Below are 19,032 nucleotides of genomic sequence, written 5' to 3'. Positions count from 1 at the left end.
CATGAACGCGCAGACACCCGCACGCGGGGAGCACCTTATCTCCGGTGGGCGGAATCTATCGGCTGCCGGTCGTTGGCTCGGGCGGCTGTTTTCCGGCTCGTTCACGCGTGCGATCGAGCGTATCGACAGTGGGCTGGCGCAGGGCTCGATCATCGCGACCTTGCCCGATGGATCGCACCGAAAACTCGGCGGACGCAGCGATGGTCCGGTTGCCATAATACAACTCAACAGCTGGAACGCGCTGGTCCGGCTCGCAACCGCCGGGTCGATCGGCTGGTACGAGGCATGGGTTGCCGGCGAGTGGGAAAGCCCCGACCCGGTCCCGATCTTCGACCTATTCATGCGCAACGCGGACACACTGGGTGATACCGGACGTGCGAAGGGGCCTTGGCGCTGGGCAGGGCGGTTGCTGAACCTTGCGCGTCGCAATTCCAAAGCGCAGGCGCGGCGAAACATCGCGGCGCACTACGATCTTGGCAACGATTTCTACCGTCTGTGGCTTGACCAGACGATGAGCTATTCGAGCGCGCTATGGGATGGCATCGCAGCAGATGCGTCGCGGACAGAGGCGCAGGCCAACAAGGTCGACCGGTTGGCAGCCCGTCTGGAATTGCGGCCCGGAAGCACGGTGCTCGAGATCGGTTGTGGCTGGGGCTTTCTGGCACGCCGCCTTGCCCAGACTCATGGCGCGAAGGTCACTGCCATCAGTCTTTCGGACGAACAACTCGCTTGGGCAAAACGTGAAGCGGAGGACTCGGGTCCCATTGGTGTCGACTATCGCCACCAGGACTATCGCGACGTTCAGGGTCAGTTCGATGCCATCGCCAGCGTCGAGATGGTCGAAGCGGTCGGACGCGAGTACTGGCCATCCTACTTTGACTGCCTCGCGCGGTGCCTCAAGCCCGGTGGGCGCGCAGCCCTGCAGTACATCGCGATCCGCGACGAACTTTTCGAGGCATATGCCGCCAGTGCGGACTTCATTCAGGCCTACGTTTTTCCGGGGGGCTTGCTGATCAGCGAGCGTGAATTCCGGAAGCTGGCAGCAGAGCGCGGTTTGAGCTGGGAGGATCAGCAAAACTTCGGGCTCGACTACGCCCGCACGCTTGGGCTTTGGCGCGAGGCTCTGAATCGCGCCGTCGCCGAGGGAAATCTTCCACCCGGGTTCGACCCGCGCTTCGTCGATCTATGGCGCTATTATCTGATGTATTGTGAAGGCGGCTTCCGTGGCGGCGGGATCGATGTCGCCCAAGTGACGCTCGTCAAGAATTGAGCGCCATCATACGCGCCTGAACACGCCATCTCCGCGATAGCGCGCCAGAATGTTATCGTGCATGATCGGGCTGAGCAGGTTGGCAAAGGCGCAACCGACGCGGCCGCTTTCCCACCAGATCACGTCGGCCTGCTTTGCTTCCATGCCGGGCAGCGTCAGCCAGCAGCGGTTCCCGACATACATTTTCTGTAATGAGTTCGCGCAGAAGCCGCCAAGTGAAAGATCAACGACTACCGTCTGGAATCCGCGACCGCCCGATGGGCGCAGCGTAGCGGGGATGTTGACGCGCAAGCGTGGTGCGCAGCGATCCTCAAGAGCCGCATGGCCATAGGTTATGGTGTTCCAGTCACTGGTATCGCCATAGTCGCCATTTGTCGTCTTCATCGCCGAAAGACCCCGACCCTTTGCCCCCGGCGACAAAGATCGTCAGGGAACGCAAAGAATCGGCCAAGAACCTTAATTCCGACTTCTCAGGCTTGGTTAACCCGTTCACGGTGCGGGGAGCCGAATTGTTCACCACAAAGTGCAACGATCCGGTCCGCGACGACCTCGGGTGGCTTGACGCTTTCCGGGCTCTCTCCGGGATAGGCTCTGGCCCGCATCTTTGTGCGGGTAGCACCGGGATCGAGTACGGCAACACGGATTGAAGAAGTGTTACGCACCTCCTGTCCATAACAGTCGAGCAGCACGTCAAACGCCGCCTTGGATGCGCCGTAGGCGGCCCAGTAAGGACGCGGGGAGGCACCGACACTGCTTGTCACCCCGACAACGCGTGCATTCTTGCTCTTCCGCAGCATGCCGTCGAACCCGGCAAGCAGCGCCTGTGTGGCCAAGACATTCAGCGTCAGCGCAGTGTTGAACTCACGCGGATCGATCTGCCAGACCGGCGTCAGCGTGGGCAGAACGGCTGCGTTGATCACGAGGATGTCAAGCGTATCCCAGCGGCCCGAGATCGCCGTTGCAAGGCGGGCGATGCCGTCGGCTTCTGAAAGATCAACCGGCGCAATCGTGGCTGAACCGCCGGAATCGTGGATTTCCTGCTCGACCTTCTCGAGATCCTTGCCGTTGCGCGCGACCAGAACGACATGCGCGCCTGCTGCGGCCATCGCCTTGGCAGTGGCTGCGCCGATGCCCCGGCTGGCACCCGTAACCAGCGCCAGCTGGCCGGAATACGGCCCGTCAGTCATTCAGGCGACCTTGTCGACAGGGAACGACAGCTGGTCCGGGTTTTCACGGTCGGCAAGATCGGTCAGCCGTGTTGGGTATTCGCCGCTAAAGCACGCGTCGCAGTACTGTGGGCGGGCGCTATTGCGCTGCGCTTCGCCGACTGCGCGGTAAAGCCCGTCGATCGATACGAAGGCGAGGCTGTCGGCGTGGATAAATTCCGCCATCGCCTTCACATCCATGCGTGCGGCAAGCAGCTTCGACCGTTCGGGTGTGTCGACACCGTAGAAGCACGAATGTTCGGTTGGCGGGCTGGCGACGCGGAAGTGGACTTCGCTGGCCCCGGCATCGCGCATCATCTGCACGATCTTCATCGAGGTGGTGCCGCGCACGATCGAGTCGTCGATCAGCACGATCCGCTTGCCCGCTACAAGTGCGCGGTTGGCGTTGTGCTTGCGCTTCACGTCTGCATTGCGTGCGCCATCCGATGGCTGGATGAACGTGCGCCCGACATAGTGCGAGCGGATGATGCCCAACTCGAACGGAATGCCCGAAGCCTGCGCATAGCCGAGCGCTGCGGGGACTCCGCTGTCGGGCACCGGAATTACGAGGTCGGCATCGGCCGGGCTCTCGATCGCCAGCTGTGCGCCGATTTCCTTGCGCACCTGATAGACCGAGCGACCGCCCATCAGCGAATCCGGGCGGCTGAAATAGACATGCTCGAAGATGCAGGGACGCGCATCGGTTTTGCCGAACGGGTGATGGCTGCTGAGATTGCCGTCGAGATCGACCTGCACCAGTTCGCCCGGCTCGATCTCGCGGACGAAGTCTGCTCCGACCACGTCGAGCGCGACGGTTTCGGAGGCGAACACAATCGCGTCGCCCATCTTGCCCATGACCAGAGGACGGATGCCGAGCGGGTCGCGGCAGGCGATCATGCCGAGCGGCGTCATGCAGATCAGCGAGTAGGCGCCTTCGACCAGACGCAGCGCATCTACGAAGCGGTCAAGCAGCGTGGGGTAGCGGCTGGTGGCAACGAGGTGAATGATCACCTCGGTGTCGGAGGTCGACTGGAAGATCGCGCCCTTGCGGACGAGGTCGCGCTTCAGGAACATCGCGTTCGAGATATTGCCGTTGTGCGCAATCGCAAACCCACCGGATGCGAGGTCGGCAAACAGCGGCTGAACGTTGCGCAGTCCAGCGCCGCCGGTCGTCGAATAACGCACATGCCCCGCAGCCATCGTGCCTGGCAGTTCGGCGATCGCGGAAATGTTGGAGAAGTTCGCCGCGACATGGCCGATGCCCTTGCGCGAATAGAACTCCTGCCCGTCGAAGCTGGTGATGCCGACTGCTTCCTGACCGCGATGCTGCAATGCGTGAAGGCCAAGAGCCGCTGTCGCAGCCGCGTCACGAACACCCAGTACGCCGAATATGCCGCACTCTTCATGCAGCTTGTCGTCGTCGCTTCCGCCGCCAACATCCCAGGGTGCGTGGTCGAAATCTTCGTTCTGTGAAATCATGGGTCCGTAGGACTCGCGTGGGCGCAAGCGCCGGGAAACGTGGCGCCCAAATGGCGACGTTTGTCGCCAATGGCAAGGGCAACCTTTGGAACCTTTTGTTCGGGAGCGCGTACTTGCCGTTTCCCCGCGTCCATCGGATTCTGATCGTGAAAATTGCTCAAGTGACCATTCTTGCCGCTGTCATGCTTTTGGCATTGGCTGGCACACTGTCTTATCTGATGGGCGTCGTTCTTCGCTGATCTGACCTCACACGCGAGTTTGCGTCGTTTCGATCTTCGGTTGCTGAAGTTGCGACCGCGATTGGCCGGACTATGCGGGGCATTGCCGTTTTGCACGCATCGCCGTACAGGCGGGACAGCCGCGCTGGCCGAACGCTTTAAAAGGGCTGCTGCTTGATCCTGTCACCGTTCGAATGGACCATCGCCAAGCGCTACATGCTGCCAGGGCGGGGCGAGGCGTTCATCGCGCTCGTTGCCGGCATCAGTCTGGTCGCGGTGATGCTTGGCGTCGCCGCACTGGTGATCGTGATGAGCGTGATGAACGGTTTTCGTGCCGAACTGCTCGACAAAATTGTCGGGCTGAACGGCCATGCGATCATCCAGGCTTATGGCGGACGACTGGATAACTGGCAGGACATCCTCAAACGCGTCCAGAATACGCCGAACGTCACGCATGCCTCGCCCTTGATCGAACAGCCGCTATTGGCCAGCTTCAACGGCCGGGTCGAAGCTATCCTTGTGCGTGGCAACACTGCAGAGGATATCAAGCGGCTCGAGAGCAAGCGTGTCGACGGCGTGATATCGGCTTTGCGTCCGGGTTCGAACAACGTTGCTCTCGGTGCCCGGCTTGCTGAAAACCTTGGCGCGCGGGTGGGGGATTCGATCACGATTATCAACCCGCAGGGTCGCTCGACCCCGTTCGGCACCGTGCCGCGCCAGATCGCCTATACCGTCTCGGCGCTATTCGAGGTCGGCGTGTACGACTACGATCAGGCCTATGTCGTCATGCCGATCCAGGATGCCCAGACGCTGCTTCTGACGGGCGACACGATCGGCATGATCGAGGTGACGACCAACGACGCCGACAAGGTTATGCAGACGCTCGGGCCATTGAAGCAGGAGCTTGCGGGGCAAGCGGTCGTGACCGACTGGAAGACGATCAACGCCAGCCTGTTCGAGGCGCTGGCGGTGGAACGCGTCGCGATGTTCATCGTGCTGTCGATCATCGTGCTGGTCGCGGTGTTCAACATTCTGTCGTCGTTGATCATGCTGGTCCGCGCCAAGACGCGAGACATCGCGATCCTGCGCACGATGGGCGCCACACGGCGGTCGCTGCTCAAGGTGTTCGTGACGATCGGCTTCGTTATCGGGGCTCTCGGCACGCTGTCGGGGCTGGGCCTCGGCTTCGTCTTCCTGTTCTTCCGCCAGCCTATCGTCAACGCGATCCAGTTCGTTACTGGGCAGAACTTGTGGGATCCGTCGATCCGCTTCCTCACCGAGCTGCCGAGCCGTTCGGACCCGGTGGAAATCTTCACGATCAGCATCATGGCGCTGCTGTTCAGCTTCCTCGCCACGCTTTACCCGGCGATGAAAGCGGCGAGCACCGATCCGGTTCAGGTACTGCGTTATGAGTGATCCAGTCGTCAGCCTGCGCGATCTGCGCCGCTCATTCAGCCAGGGCGGGGTCACCATCGACGTCCTGCGCGGGGTAAACCTTGAAATCCGGCCGGGCGAGATCGTCGCGCTGCTTGGGCCATCGGGGTCAGGCAAGTCGACGATGCTACAGGCCATCGGGCTGCTGGAGGGTGGCTTCACCGGTGTGATCGAGATCGCCGGGACCGAGGCGACGAAGCTCTCGGGCGACGACCGCACGGCGCTGCGCCGCGATCATCTCGGGTTTGTCTACCAGTTCCACCACTTGCTTCCCGATTTCAACGCACTCGAGAATGTGGTGCTCCCGCAGCTGGTCGCGGGCACGGACCGCAAGGCGGCCGAAGCGCGGGCGAGCGAACTTTTGACAGCGCTCGGCCTTGCTGCTCGACTCGATCACCGGCCTAGCCAGCTCTCAGGCGGCGAACAGCAGCGCGTCGCAGTTGCCCGCGCGCTCGCCAATAGGCCGGAACTGGTACTGGCGGATGAGCCCACCGGCAATCTCGACGAGGCGACCGCCGACAGGGTGCTGGAGGAGTTCCTCAAGCTCGTTCGGGGCGAGGGCAGTTCTGCGCTGATCGCGACGCATAACGAACGCCTTGCGCTGCGCATGGATCGTGTGGTCCGCCTGCACGAAGGTGTCCTGGTTTAAGGGATACGAGCGGCCTTCGAAGCGTTTCATCGCAAAGAAGGAGATCGTTTCCCATGAACACCACGATTGGCGCCGAGCCCGCAAGCAATGCGTTCTGGCAAGACCATGCCACCGTTCTACGCCGGGAGGCGGCCGATGGCATTTTTCATGGTTTCGCTTCGCTCCACTCAGGAAGCTTTTCGGACATGGTACGTCTCGTTTCGCGCATGTCGGAGGGCGAGCGGGCCGACATGGTCATAGAAAAGTCCGGCGACCGCCAGTATTCGCCCGGCGAAATCCTGAGCTTGGCACGGCGGACCGATTTTCCGGGCTGATTCCCGTTGATCGCCTCCCCTTGTCGTGCGAACCGGGTTTACAATAAGGGGAGTTTACATGTCTGGTCTTGATTGGAATGCAGAGGCCACGCTGCATGAACGCGATGATGCGGGTTCGGAATTGCAATACAATTTCAACGTTGTGAAAAAAGCGCCGCTGCGTGAACTGGTCGCACTCGTTGCCACGATGACGGCTGACGAGCGCGCGCGGCTGATCATCGACATCGCTGGTGGCAAGTCGCTTAATGTCGGGGAAATCGTCGCTCTTGCCAAATCCGAGGGAATGGCGTGAGCACGCCGCATTCCATCGCCGATTTCAAGGCTATGAATCCCAATGGTGAGACAATCGATCTCGCTGACAAGCAGGGCAAAGTGCTCCTCGTCGTCAACACCGCGTCCAAGTGCGGCTTCACCCCGCAATACGATGGCCTTGAAGCGCTATACCAGCAGTACGCCGAGCAAGGTTTCGAGGTGCTTGCGTTCCCGTGTAATCAGTTCGGCGGGCAGGAACCGGGCAGTGCCGATGAAATCGAAAGCTTCTGCAAGGTAAACTTCGGCCTGAGCTTCCCGCTGATGGCCAAGATCGAGGTCAACGGCGTGGGAGCCGATCCGCTTTACGACTGGCTGAAAAGCGAGGCTCCGGGCGTGCTTGGCACCAAGGCGATCAAGTGGAACTTCACCAAGTTCCTGATCGACCGCGAAGGCAAGGTCGTGCGCCGCTACGCTCCGAACGACACACCCGAGAGCATTGCCAAGGACATCGAAGCGCTGCTCTGATCGGGGTGTCGAGATAGGGGAAAAGAACGCCGCAGCACTCGAAAGTGCGCCGTCTTTTCCCTACGTTACACAGATGCCCCATGCCCCTTTCGTATCGCTGCGAATTTTCTCGTCCTACACCATGCTGGATGGGGCGATCGATCCCAAGGCGATCGCGAAAACGGCGGCAGAGCGTGGCTTTCCGGCTGTTGCCATTACGGACCGCAATGGGCTTTACGGCTCGATAGCTTTTGCCAAGGCGTGCAAGGATGTCGGCGTGCAACCGATCATCGGTACGATGCTCGCAGTCGCCAGACCGGAACGCGACGGCGCGGCGACGGGCTTCGGGCCGTCCGCGCCGACGGTAGACTGGCTCGCGCTTTATGCGCAGGACAGCACCGGGTTCGACAACCTGTGCCACTTGGTCAGCCGCGCCCATCTCGACCGCCCGCTGGAACTGGTGCCGCATGTGGTGCTTGCAGATCTCATCGGCCACACCGATGGCTTGCTGTGCCTGACGGCATCGGGCGAGGGCGCGCTGACCCGGTTGTTCGGCGGCGGGCAGCATTCTGCCGCCACGGCCTATGCCGACCGCCTGCAGGAGCTGTTCCCCGATCGGCTCTATATCGAACTCGCCCGCCGCAACGATCCGGTGGAAGATGCAGCCGAACCCGCCTTGATCGATCTGGCCTATGCGCGGGACCTGCCACTGGTCGCCACCAACCCGGCCTGCTTTGCCGAGCGCGGCTTTTACGAAGCGCATGACGCGATGCTGTGCATCGCCAGTTCGACCCACGTCGACAGCACCGACCGCCCGCGTTCTAGCCGCGAATGGTGGATCAAGCCTGCCGAAGTGATGGAAAAGCTGTTCGAGGACTTGCCCGAGGCGATCGCCAACACGCTTGTCGTGGCACAACGTTGCGCGGTCATGCCGCCGCGGCGCAAACCGATCCTTCCCAGCCTCGCGGGCGATCAGGAAGGCGAGGCGAGGATGTGTGGGTCGGACAGCCGCACCGGCCTCGTCGATCGGCTGCGCCCTTACTATCCCGAAGCCACGCACGATGAACTGGCACGGTTGTTGTGTCTCGGCGCCGACGTCGAGCCGGACCCGCAGGACTATCCGCAGCTTGCCGTCGCAGGCGTGTGGGAGGAAGTCGTCGGCTACCGCGACCGACTCGAATTCGAAGTCGGCATCATCAACCGCATGGGCTTTGGCGGCTACTTTCTGATCGTTGCCGACTTCATCAAATGGGCCAAGGATCAGGGAATCCCGGTCGGCCCGGGCCGTGGTTCGGGTGCAGGCTCGCTGGTCGCGTGGGCGCTGACGATCACCGATCTCGATCCGATCAAGCTGGGCCTGCTGTTCGAACGCTTCCTCAACCCGGAACGCGTGTCGATGCCCGACTTCGATATTGACTTCTGCGAAACCCGACGCGGCGAGGTGATCCGATACGTCCAGCGCAAGTACGGGCTGGATCACGTCGCCCAGATCATCACCTTCGGCAAGCTCAAGGCCCGCGCGGTGCTGCGCGATACAGGCCGCATCCTGCAGATGAGCTATGGCCAGGTTGACCGGCTGTGCAAGATGGTGCCCAACCATCCAACCGATCCTTGGCCGCTGCCGCGCGCGCTCAACGGTGTGCTCGAACTCAAGCGCGAGTACGACCGCGATCCCGAGGTCAAGCGACTGATCGACCTTGCGATGCAGTTGGAAGGTCTGCCGCGCAACAGCTCGACTCACGCTGCGGGCGTGGTCATCGGCGATCGGCCGCTTGCGCAACTCGTACCACTGTACCGCGATCCGCGCTCGGACATGCCGGTCACGCAGTTCGACATGAAGCATGTCGAGGACGCAGGGCTGGTCAAGTTCGATTTCCTCGGCCTGAAGACGCTGTCGGTGCTGCGCAAGGCAGTGGATCTGCTCGGCAAGCGCCAGATCGAGATCGACCTGACCGCGCTCGCCTGGGACGACGAGCAGACCTACAAGCTGCTTCAGTCGGGCGACACCGTCGGCGTGTTCCAGCTCGAATCCGAAGGCATGCGGCGGACGCTGGCAGCGGTGAAGCCGACCAACTTTGGCGACATCATCGCGCTCGTGTCGCTCTATCGTCCCGGCCCGATGGACAACATCCCGCTGTTCGGCCGCCGCAAGAACGGCCTGGAAAGCATCGAGTACCCGCACGAGAAGCTCGCGGGCATCCTGTCCGAAACATACGGCATCTTCGTTTACCAGGAACAGGTGATGCAAGCCGCGCAGATCCTCGCGGGCTATTCGCTGGGTGACGCCGACCTGCTGCGCCGCGCGATGGGCAAGAAGGATCAGAAGGAAATGGACGCGCAACGTCAGCGATTCGCTGATGGCTGCAAAACCGTTTCCGGCATCGAGAAGGGCAAGGCCAACGAACTGTTCGACTTGATCGACAAGTTTGCTGGTTACGGTTTCAACAAGTCGCACGCAGCGGCCTATGCGTTGCTCGCGTACCAGACAGCGTGGCTGAAGACGCACTACCCGCACGAATTCTACGCCGCATCGATGTGCTTCGACATGCATCAGTCGGAAAAGCTGGCGATCTTCGTCGACGACATGCGCCGCAACCGGGTTGCGCTGGCAGGGCCGGACATCAATCACTCGGTCGCCGAATTCACCGTGGACCGCACGGACGATGGCTACGCCGTGCGCTACGCTCTGGCGGGTTTGCGCAATGTCGGCGAAAAGGCGATGGAACAGATCGTCGAGGAACGCGACACGTCAGGGCCGTTCGAATCGCTCGATGACCTGTTCCGGCGTATTCCGGCAGGCTCGATGAACCGACGTCAGCTCGAAGCGCTCGCTGCTGGCGGCGCGCTCGATTGTCTCGAACCGAACCGTGCCCAAGTCATTGCCAATGCCGAACTGCTGATGGCGGTGGCCGACGAAGCGGTTCGCTCGCGCACGTCGGGGCAGGGCGGGTTGTTCGGCGGTGACGACCACGCCGTGCCCGCGACGCGTCTTGCCGACGCCAAGCCATGGTCACGCGCCGACCAGATGGCAGCCGAGCGCGAGAATTTCGGGTTCTATTTCGCCGCGCATCCGGTGGAGGAATATCGCGCGGTCGCTTCGGCCAACGGGGCTCGCACGTTCGGCAGCTTAGTCGGGGGGGGCGAAGTCGCAGGCCGGTCGGGGGCGGTCATGGCGGCGCTCGTCGAAAACGTGCAGAAGCGCAAGACCAAGAAAGGCAAGGACTTCATCCTCGCCGACTTCTCCGACAGCACCGGGCTGTTTTCGGCGTCGTGCTTCGAGGAAGCGTTGGTCGAGCCATTTCAGCAATGGGCGCGCGACGGGGCTTGCGCGTTGCTCAACGTAGAGCTCGACCGCCCGAATCCGGATGAGGCACCGCGCGTCACGGTGCGCGGCGCCCGTCTGTTGGCATCGGTGACCAGTGCCTCGCAGATGCAACTCAAGCTCGAGATTTCCGATCCGGCAGCGATCTCGGAACTTGCGCTGCTTCTGCCACGAGCCGCTGATTCCAAGGGAGAAGTTCTGGCTCGACTCAAGACCGGCGGCCCGCGCGAACCGCTGATGCGGCTCGGCAACAATTTTAAGCTCGACAGCGAGTTAATTGAGCGTTTAATTTCGATAGACGGAATTGCAAATGTTGCACTGTCCGCAAGGCCGGAAAGGTATCTGCGGTTGGTCGAATAGTTAAAAGGGAGAGAGATGTGACCGCGCAGCTTGGAGCAATGCAGGACTGGAAGCTGCGGGTAACACATCTGATCGACCACGCAGCGCGCGAGCACGCAACGCGCGAGATCGTCAGCCGCTGGGCCGATGGCAGCGAGAGCCGGACCAATTGGGCCGGGATACGACATGACGCGTTGCGGATGACGCAGGCGCTCCGCCGTTTGGGGGTCGAGCCCGGGGACCGCATCGCCACTCTGGCGATGAACCACCATCGGCACCTCGTCAGCTGGTACGGCGCGGTCGGGCTCGGCGGCATCCTCCACACATTGAACCCGCGGTTGTTCGACGATCAGCTCGAGTACATCGTCAATCACGCCGAAGACCGCGTGATGCTGTTCGACCGGCAGTGGGCTCCGATTATCGAGCGGATGCGTTCGCGCTGGCCGACGGTCGAACATTACATCTGCTTCGACAGCAGCGAGCCTGCAATCCATTTCGAGGAGTGGATCGGCGGGGAAGACGGCCAAGCTGAGTGGGCGGATGGCGAGGAACGCGATCCGTGCATGCTCTGCTATACCAGCGGCACGACCGGCAATCCCAAGGGTGTGCTGTACGAACACCGATCGACCATGCTTCATGCGTTGTCGGCCATCAGCCCGCCAGTGTTCGGGATGGATTCCCGCACCGTGATGCTGCCGATCGTGCCGATGTTCCATGCGGCGAGTTGGGGCCTGCCGTGGGCAGGCGCGGCTGCGGGGGCCAAATTCGTCTACTCGGCGGTCAACGATGGCGAAGTGCTGTGCGATCTGATGAACCGCGAGAAGGTTACCTGTTCGGCGGGCGTGCCCACGGTGTGGCTGGCCCTGCTGCAGCACGTCGACCGAACAGAAGGCGAGATTCCTCCAAGCCTGAAGACCGTGGTCTGTGGCGGTTCGGCCATGCCGCGCGCGATGATCGAGCGATTTATGCGGCAGGGCCTGCGGGTCGCGCACGCCTGGGGCATGACCGAAACCTCACCTATCGGTACGACCGGGGCAGAGACGTGGGACTGGGATGAGTTGACCTTCGACGAGCAGGTCACGGTCAAGGCGATGCAGGGGCGGCCACCGTTCGGTGTCGAGATCCGGTGTGTCGATCTTGGCGATCCCGATAGGGAGCTCCCCCGCGATGGCGTCACATCGGGCGCGCTTCAGGTGCGTGGCCCGTGGGTCGTGAAGCGATACTTCAAGGCCGAGCAGGACGCGGTCGGGCCGGGGCAGTGGTTCGATACCGGCGATGTCGGCCTGATCTATCCCGACGGGACGCTGCAACTGACCGATCGCACCAAGGACGTGATCAAGTCGGGCGGCGAGTGGATCAGCTCGGTCGAACTCGAGAACGCCGCCGTCGGTCATCCTGCGGTGGCCGAAGCAGCCGCGATCGGCGTGTTCCATCCCAAGTGGGACGAGCGGCCATTGCTGGTCGTGGTTCGCAAGCCGGGCGTTGACGTTTCCCAGGACGACTTGCGCACGTTCCTCCAGAGCCACGTCGCCAAGTGGTGGGTTCCCGATGAAGTCGCGTTCGTCGACGAAATCCCGCACACCGGCACCGGCAAGATCAGCAAGAAGGACCTGCGCGAGCAGTTCCGCAGCTACAAGTGGGTAAACTGAGGTGAGCACGGTCTACATCGACCCGAGCCGCGAGAACTTCGAGCGTTTCAAGGCCCTTCCGCGTGACACGCCGATCCACATGCTCAACCTGATCAAGTTCAGAGACATCGCGGACTATCCCGAAGGCCATGCCAACCATGGCAAGGGCCTGACTGGCGCAGAGGCCTATGCAATGTACCGCGCGGGCTTTCAGGCGCTGGTCGCCGATGCGAATGCCGGAATGGTGTGGGAGGCGCCGATGGAATGCGTCGTCACCGGGCCGGAGGGCGAATGGGACGAGGCGTTCGTTATGGGCTACCCCAACGCTGGCGCGTTTTTCGCGATGGTCAAGGACCCGGCATACGCTCGCGACGTCCTGCCACATCGCACTGCGGCGGTGGCCGACAGCCGGTTGATCCGGTTCAGGGGCTAGAACAGGTCCAGTTGGCCATTGCGGCTCGGTTTCCTGAACTGGCTGCAGTCGAGGTCGATCTGGGCGCGTCCGATGCCATGCTTCCGGCAGGCCACGCGGAAGCGGTTGCGGATCAGGTCGGCCCAGACCCCCGTCGGCTTCATCCGCGTGAAGAAATCCGCGTCGTTGTCCTTCCCGCCGCGTACCGACTGGACGATCGCCATGACTTTTCCCGCACGCTCGGGAAAATGCGTCTCGAGCCATTCGCGGAACAGCGGTGCGACTTCGTGGGGCAGGCGGACCATGATCCAGCTTGCCGAACGCACGCCTCGCGATGCTGCTTCGTCTAGGATGTCCTCGAGAAATTCGTCGGTAATCGACGGTATGATCGGAGAAACCGATACGTGGACGGGCACGCCTGCTGCGACAAGCTTGCCCAAGGCATCGAGGCGCTTGGCCGGTGACGACGCGCGCGGTTCGAGCGTCGCGGACAGCTTGGGATCGAGACTGGTGACCGAAACACCGACCGCCGTCAGGTTCAGGCGGGCCAGCTCGGCGAGCAGGTCGAGATCGTCGAGCACGCGCGCGGACTTGGTCGTAATCGTGACCGGATGGCGCAACTCGAGACACAGCTCCAAAACGCTGCGGGTGATGCGATAGGAGCGTTCGATCGGCTGATAGGGGTCTGTGTTCGTGCCCATCGCGATAGGGGCAGGCGCGTAGCCCGGCTTCGCCAGCGTTTCACGCAGCAGTTTTGCAGCATCCGGCTTGGCAAACAGCTTCGTCTCGAAATCGAGGCCCGGTGACAGATCGTGGAACGCATGCGTCGGGCGGGCATAGCAATAAATGCAGCCATGTTCGCACCCGCGATAGGCGTTGACCGAGCGATCGAACGGAATGTCGGGGGACTTGTTGAAGCTCAGGATCGAGCGCGGTCGCTCGATCGTGACGGTCGTGCGCAGCTTCGACTCTGCGCCGTCGACTTGCTCACGCGCGTCGAGCCAGTCGCCGTCAGTGTCGCGTGCCGCCAGCCCGAAGCGGGAGGGGACGGCGCCGGATTGCGCACCTCTGCCATGAACCACCATGGCAGAGGTAGAACATAACTAGAACATACTCGCAAGACCCCGCCGACTACTTTTCCAGCAGTCTCGGCATTAGCTCGACGAAATTGCAGGGTCGGTTGCGGCTGTCGAGTTGCTCAACCAGTATGCCATCCCAGCCGTCTTTCACCGCGCCGTTGGATCCCGGTAGCGCAAAGATGTAGGTCCCGCGTGCAACCACGGCGCAAGCGCGCGACTGGATCGTGCTGGTGCCGATCGTCTTGAAGCTGAGCCAGCGGAACAGTTCGCCGAAGCCTGGGATGTCGCGCGTCTTCACCCGCTCCAGCGCTTCGGGTGTGACGTCGCGGCCGGTCAGACCAGTGCCGCCGGTGATGATCACCGCATCGACAGACCGGTCGTCGATCCAGTTGCTCAGCCGACTGGCGATGCGGTCGGCGTCGTCTTTCTCCATGCCGCGCGCTGCAAGCTTGTGGCCAGCCGCCTTCACCCGCTCTGCCAGAAGGTCGCCCGACGTGTCCTCATCGGGACCGCGCGTGTCGGAAACGGTCAGAAGGGCAATGTTGATCGGCTTGAATTCACGCGAAAGATCAATTGCCACGCGAAGCGATCCTGACGTTTTCAGCCCCGGCAAGCCCGGGGAACTTGGGCCACATGCCCTGGACCAGACCGAGACGACTGTCGGATGGCCCACCCGCCTGTCGCTCGTACATCCAGTAATTGCGCATCACGATGCCAACGTACCCGCGCGTTTCCCAGTAGGGGATCGATTCCATCCACAGCAACGGATCGGTGCCGCCGCGGATTTCCGTATTCCAGCGGGCAATTGGCAGCGGACCGGCATTGTAGGCGGCCATGACCTTGGGCAGCAGGCCCTGCGTTGCCTCGGAATCGCGCAGCTGCTGCAGGTATTGCTGCCCGAATGCCAGGTTCACATCGGGCAGGTCCAGCTGGCGATCGCGACCAGCCATCATCGGTTCGGCCCTTGCCATGTCCTTCGCCGTACCGGGTCGCACCTGCATCAGGCCTTGCGCGCCTGCAGGGCTGATCACAGCGGTACGGAAGTTCGATTCCTGCAGGGAATGCGCGAATAGCAGCGCTGGATCGACCTTCCACCCGGTCGACGGAACCCACTTTGGGGCGGGGAAGCGAGCGGATTCATCGGGCCGTGCGCCGGACGGGGCGTTGTAGGCCATCCACAATTGTGTCGAGGGTAGGCCAAGATCGCGCGCGAGCCGCGAAAGCGGGGCGTATTGCTGCGGATTACCAATGCGAGCCTGATGGCGCAGTACTTCGTCTGCCAGACCATCCTCTCCGACTTCGGCAAGCTGCACAGCGGTGCGAATGTTCGAGACGTTACGCAGCGATTGCCAGTCCGCAGCCGAAAAGTCGGGCGCGGCGGCGGGCTGGCTCGGCCGCATGCCCAATGCCTCGGTCGCCATCATCCCGTAGAGCGTGTCACCAAACCGCGCGGCAGAGCGCAGCGCAAGACTGACCTTTTCGGGCTTGCGGCAACGGACCCAAGCGCGGCTCGCCCAGTAATGCGCGGCTGAGGCAAGTTCGTCGTTCTGCGCAGATTTCGCAGTCTTCTCGAACGCGTCGCCCGCAGAAAAGCAATCGCCCAGCCGCCAGCTGGCAAGTCCAGCCGTCCAGTACGCTTCGGCGACCCATGGGCCTGTGCCTTCTGCGGCAGTGAGCGCTATAGCGCGCGCGGTCGCGTCGTCATTCTCGATGTAGAATGCCCAGCCCACCTTCTGCCGCCACTCGGCGCGGGCTTCTGACGAGAGTGTAGCATCGACCCCGTCAAGCAGCACGCGCGCGCCGACCGGATCATCATTCTTGATCCGGTCGAGGATCGCGGTCGATACTGCGTCGGGCATCGTGCCGTCAGAAGTCGAACGGGGGCGAATGCGCTTGGATACGGTGGGCAGGGATACGAACCGCTGCGCCTGGGGCAGGGCTGGGAGATCAACTGCACCGCGCTTCTGGGCAAGTCGGCTGAGTTGCTCAGCCCACGGCAGGTCCGGCGCGGTATTTAGTGCATCGGTTATCGGCCCCAGCTCCGCCTTCGGCGATGTTGCGGCAAGCATGTACTGCGTGCGGGCAACGGTATGCAGCGGCCCATCCTGGCGCTGTGAGAAAAGCGTCTGGACTTGAGTCCAGTCCTGCCGCTCAATCGCGCCGAACAAGGATTTGTAATAAGCGCGATCGTCCTGACTGAGCAGCGACGGCACAGCCGTGCGATCTGCGCGGCCACGGAAATAATCGACCGCCGCGCTATTGGCGTAAGCAGGCACCGCAGCGACCGTCGCGGCGGAAGCGACCATCGCGAACAGCGTGCATCGTGCAGCGCGAGCCAGTTTCACGTGTCTAGTTCCCCGTCCATTCGAGCCACCGGCTCCAGAATCCCGCCTTAAGTGCGGGCCGGACCAGCATGGCATCGAGATCCCACGCCGGCATGGCATCTATGCCTGAGGTTTCTTGATTAATACCACGTAAACCGTGAGCCAAATTCGTCGGGGCGTGTCCGAGAAGCGTCGAGATGCGGGACCCGCCGAGAATGAGAAGCTTCGCGGGCGCGGCCAGCGTGATGTGGTGAAGCAGGACATCGCCGAGACCGGTTGCGCGCAAGCCCTCCCAATCGGGCATCGGTATGTATGCAGGAACTGCAGACGCGATGTATGTTCGTGAGCGTTCGATACCCATCGCCGCTAGCATTGCGTCGAGCAGTCGTCCGCCGCGCCCCGATAACAAGGATGTGTTATCGTCGGGTGATGGCATTGGCACCAGCACCATAAGGCTGGCCTGTTCCTGACCCTCTGGAGCAAATCGGTTCAAGCCCGCGGGGGCGAGCAACGGCTCGCTCATCCACCAAGTGCGAAAGGCATCCAGCGTCTTGGGCCATTGCGAGGGGTCGCCGACTTTGGGCAACGCAGGAACTTCTCGTTCCGAAATTATCGCGTTTAGTGGCGGCGGCGGGGCTGAACGCTGCCCCTCTGTCTTCCCACTTGCCAGCCAGTTCTGCGCATCGTCGACGAACGTGCCGTCGACCCCAGCATCGCGCCACCAATCCAGCGCCGCCGTCAGGGCCGCGTTCCAATCTGTGGTGGTGGCATCAGCAGTGTCAGGCAACGCGACATTCCCTCCAGTCCAATTTGCGGTCTTGACCTTCCCGGTGGGCTCTTTCAAGGCAATTGGTGAAATCAAGCGCGCAATTAGTCGGAGTGGACGGGCATGAGCGAACGGGAATCGATGCCATATGACGTGGTCATCGTCGGTGGCGGCCCCGCCGGACTGGCGGCGTCGATCAGACTGAAACAGGCCAATCCCGATGTTTCAGTTTGCGTTCTCGAAAAGGGCTCGGAAGTCGGCGCGCACATTCTGTCAGGTGCCGTGGTCGATCCCAAGGCTCTCGACGAACTCCTGCCCGAATGGCGCGAGATGGGCTGCCCGATGGCTGAAACACCGGTCACCGACAACTGGCACTGGGTCCTGACCAAGACCGGCAAGACCGCGATCCCGCACTGGCCGATGCCTCCGTTCATGTCGAACGATGGCAACTACACCGGATCGCTGGGTAACCTGTGCCGGTGGATGGCCGAACAGGCGATGGAACTGGGCGTAGAGATCTTCCCGGGCTTTCCGGCAGCCGAAGTGCTGTTCGACGAAAATGGCGCGGTCATGGGCGTTGCCACCGGCGACATGGGCATCGGCAAGGATGGCGAGAAAAAGGCCGATTATCAGCCCGGCATGGAGCTCCATGCCAAGTACACGCTGTTCGCCGAAGGGGCGCGAGGAAGCCTGACGAAACGGCTGAAGGCGCACTTCGACCTTGAACGCGACTGCCAGCCGCAGGTCTACGGCATCGGCATCAAGGAACTGTGGGACATCGATCCCGAAAAGCACGTGCCCGGCCGGGTTCTGCACACGCAGGGCTGGCCGCTGTCCGAGTCCAACTCTTGGGGTGGTGGCTTCCTGTATCATCAGGCGAACAACCAGATCGCGATCGGCTTCGTCGTCGCGCTCGATTACGCCAATCCTTATGTCTATCCGTTCGAGGAATTCCAGCGCTGGAAGCAGCACCCGGCAATCCGTGAAGTTCTCGAAGGCGGACGCCGGGTTTCCTACGGCGCGCGCGCGATCAACGAAGGTGGCTGGCAATCGGTGCCGCGCCTGTCTTTCCCCGGCGGCGCGCTGATCGGTTGCTCGGCAGGATTCGTCAACGTGCCCCGGATCAAGGGCAGTCACACCGCGATGAAGAGCGGCATGCTGGCGGCTGAAACGATCGTGGCTGCGATCGCTGCGGGTCGCGAAAAGGACGACATGGTCGAATACGACGCGGCCGTTCGCGACAGCTGGATCGCCAAGGAACTCAAGAAGGTCCAGAACGCACAGCCACTGGTCGCCAAGTTCGGTGGTGAACTCGGCACCGTGCTGGCAGGCGCCGACATGTGGCTCCGCACGATCGGTGGCTTCGGCATCTGGAAGCCGATGAAGCATCACCGCGACAGCGAGGCAACCCAGCGCGCCGACCTGTACAAGCCGATCGCCTACCCCAAGCCCGATGGCGTGATCACCTTCGACCGCCTGACCAGCGTCGCGTTTTCCTATACCAATCACGAGGAAGACCAGCCAAGCCATCTGGTGCTCAAGGACCCCACCGTACCGACGCGGATCAACTTGCCGATCTATGCAGGGCCCGAGGCGCGCTACTGCCCGGCAGGGGTTTACGAATACGTCGGTGTCGATGAAGGCAACCCGCGCCTGCAGATCAACGCCCAGAACTGCGTCCACTGCAAGACCTGCGACATCAAGGACATGACCCAGAACATCGAATGGGTCACGCCCGAAGGCGGCGGCGGGCCAAACTATCCGAATATGTGACGTGATGGCCTATCAATCCTCCCCCCTTGGGGGAGGGGGGCCGCCGAAGGTGGTGGAGGGGGCT

Annotated in this window: 18 protein-coding genes; 11 read left to right on the top strand and 7 right to left on the bottom strand. The window is 62.3% G+C overall.

Translation table 11 applies throughout. The annotated features are described in order from the left end of the window. Position 1 precedes the first annotated feature (1 nt). A complete protein-coding gene (locus tag GGQ88_RS07630; RefSeq protein WP_183612562.1) occupies positions 2-1,270 on the top strand; it encodes an SAM-dependent methyltransferase in 1,269 nt (422 codons plus the stop codon). Between the two features lie 6 nt (positions 1,271-1,276). Here the strand turns inward: GGQ88_RS07630 and GGQ88_RS07625 are convergent, their stop codons facing one another. The 3 genes from GGQ88_RS07625 to purF all read right to left on the bottom strand — a co-directional run bounded on the left by GGQ88_RS07625 (position 1,277) and on the right by purF (position 3,954). Beyond that, entirely contained in the window at positions 1,277-1,654 is a 378-nt protein-coding gene (locus GGQ88_RS07625) for a PilZ domain-containing protein (RefSeq protein WP_183612561.1), read from the bottom strand. Positions 1,655-1,740: 86 nt separating this feature from the next. Next, a complete protein-coding gene (locus tag GGQ88_RS07620; protein ID WP_183612560.1) occupies positions 1,741-2,457 on the bottom strand; it encodes an SDR family NAD(P)-dependent oxidoreductase in 717 nt (238 codons plus the stop codon). Then, entirely contained in the window at positions 2,458-3,954 is a 1,497-nt protein-coding gene (purF, locus tag GGQ88_RS07615; RefSeq protein WP_183612559.1) for an amidophosphoribosyltransferase, read from the bottom strand. A 50-nt stretch (positions 3,955-4,004) separates the two neighbouring features. On the opposite strand from purF, the gene GGQ88_RS07610 reads away from it, so the two are divergent. The 9 genes from GGQ88_RS07610 to GGQ88_RS07570 all read left to right on the top strand — a co-directional run bounded on the left by GGQ88_RS07610 (position 4,005) and on the right by GGQ88_RS07570 (position 13,047). Beyond that, positions 4,005-4,193: a hypothetical protein gene (locus GGQ88_RS07610; RefSeq protein WP_183612558.1), complete on the top strand. Its 189-nt coding sequence runs from the start codon at positions 4,005-4,007 to the stop codon at positions 4,191-4,193. A gap of 153 nt (positions 4,194-4,346) precedes the next feature. Beyond that, positions 4,347-5,588 carry a lipoprotein-releasing ABC transporter permease subunit gene (locus tag GGQ88_RS07605; protein ID WP_183612557.1) on the top strand — a complete coding sequence of 414 codons (1,242 nt, stop codon included), beginning with the start codon at positions 4,347-4,349 and terminating at the stop codon, positions 5,586-5,588. Next, complete coding sequence (locus GGQ88_RS07600; RefSeq protein WP_183612556.1) at positions 5,581-6,255, top strand: ABC transporter ATP-binding protein; 675 nt, start codon at positions 5,581-5,583, stop codon at positions 6,253-6,255. Before GGQ88_RS07605 ends, GGQ88_RS07600 begins: the two co-directional genes overlap by 8 nt. Positions 6,256-6,308: 53 nt before the next feature. Next, complete coding sequence (locus GGQ88_RS07595; protein ID WP_183612555.1) at positions 6,309-6,569, top strand: hypothetical protein; 261 nt, start codon at positions 6,309-6,311, stop codon at positions 6,567-6,569. 58 nt (positions 6,570-6,627) lie between these two features. Next, positions 6,628-6,861, top strand: coding sequence for a hypothetical protein (locus tag GGQ88_RS07590; protein ID WP_183612554.1), 234 nt, complete (start codon positions 6,628-6,630; stop codon positions 6,859-6,861). Next, positions 6,858-7,346: a redoxin domain-containing protein gene (locus tag GGQ88_RS07585; protein ID WP_183612553.1), complete on the top strand. Its 489-nt coding sequence runs from the start codon at positions 6,858-6,860 to the stop codon at positions 7,344-7,346. Before GGQ88_RS07590 ends, GGQ88_RS07585 begins: the two co-directional genes overlap by 4 nt. Before the next feature lie 73 nt (positions 7,347-7,419). Next, positions 7,420-11,007, top strand: coding sequence for a DNA polymerase III subunit alpha (gene dnaE / locus GGQ88_RS07580; protein WP_183612552.1), 3,588 nt, complete (start codon positions 7,420-7,422; stop codon positions 11,005-11,007). 38 nt (positions 11,008-11,045) lie between these two features. Next, a complete protein-coding gene (locus tag GGQ88_RS07575; RefSeq protein WP_183612900.1) occupies positions 11,046-12,635 on the top strand; it encodes a long-chain fatty acid--CoA ligase in 1,590 nt (529 codons plus the stop codon). Position 12,636: 1 nt separating this feature from the next. After that, the gene (locus GGQ88_RS07570; protein WP_183612551.1) at positions 12,637-13,047 is read left to right on the top strand and encodes a DUF1330 domain-containing protein; all 411 of its coding nucleotides are present in this window, start codon (positions 12,637-12,639) and stop codon (positions 13,045-13,047) included. On the opposite strand, the gene GGQ88_RS07565 is transcribed toward GGQ88_RS07570, so the two are convergent. Genes GGQ88_RS07565 through GGQ88_RS07550 form a run of 4 tightly spaced genes read right to left on the bottom strand, consistent with a single transcriptional unit; the run spans position 13,044 to position 17,216 of the window. Continuing rightward, the gene (locus GGQ88_RS07565; RefSeq protein ID WP_183612550.1) at positions 13,044-14,111 is read right to left on the bottom strand and encodes a PA0069 family radical SAM protein; all 1,068 of its coding nucleotides are present in this window, start codon (positions 14,109-14,111) and stop codon (positions 13,044-13,046) included. The two genes, GGQ88_RS07570 and GGQ88_RS07565, sit on opposite strands and share 4 nt — an antisense overlap. 46 nt (positions 14,112-14,157) lie before the next feature. Then, positions 14,158-14,685, bottom strand: coding sequence for a molybdenum cofactor biosynthesis protein B (gene moaB, locus GGQ88_RS07560; RefSeq protein ID WP_183612549.1), 528 nt, complete (start codon positions 14,683-14,685; stop codon positions 14,158-14,160). Then, the gene (locus GGQ88_RS07555) at positions 14,675-16,411 is read right to left on the bottom strand and encodes a lytic transglycosylase domain-containing protein (RefSeq protein ID WP_183612899.1); all 1,737 of its coding nucleotides are present in this window, start codon (positions 16,409-16,411) and stop codon (positions 14,675-14,677) included. Before GGQ88_RS07555 ends, moaB begins: the two co-directional genes overlap by 11 nt. 43 nt (positions 16,412-16,454) lie before the next feature. Then, entirely contained in the window at positions 16,455-17,216 is a 762-nt protein-coding gene (locus GGQ88_RS07550) for a uracil-DNA glycosylase family protein (protein WP_183612898.1), read from the bottom strand. Between the two features lie 102 nt (positions 17,217-17,318). On the opposite strand from GGQ88_RS07550, the gene GGQ88_RS07545 reads away from it, so the two are divergent. Further along, entirely contained in the window at positions 17,319-18,968 is a 1,650-nt protein-coding gene (locus GGQ88_RS07545) for an electron transfer flavoprotein-ubiquinone oxidoreductase (protein WP_183612548.1), read from the top strand. The last annotated feature ends 64 nt before the right edge of the window (positions 18,969-19,032 follow it).

The organism is Novosphingobium hassiacum, assembly GCF_014196055.1.
Classification (GTDB): domain Bacteria; phylum Pseudomonadota; class Alphaproteobacteria; order Sphingomonadales; family Sphingomonadaceae; genus Novosphingobium; species Novosphingobium hassiacum.
This window is presented reverse-complemented; position numbering and strand designations above follow the sequence as displayed.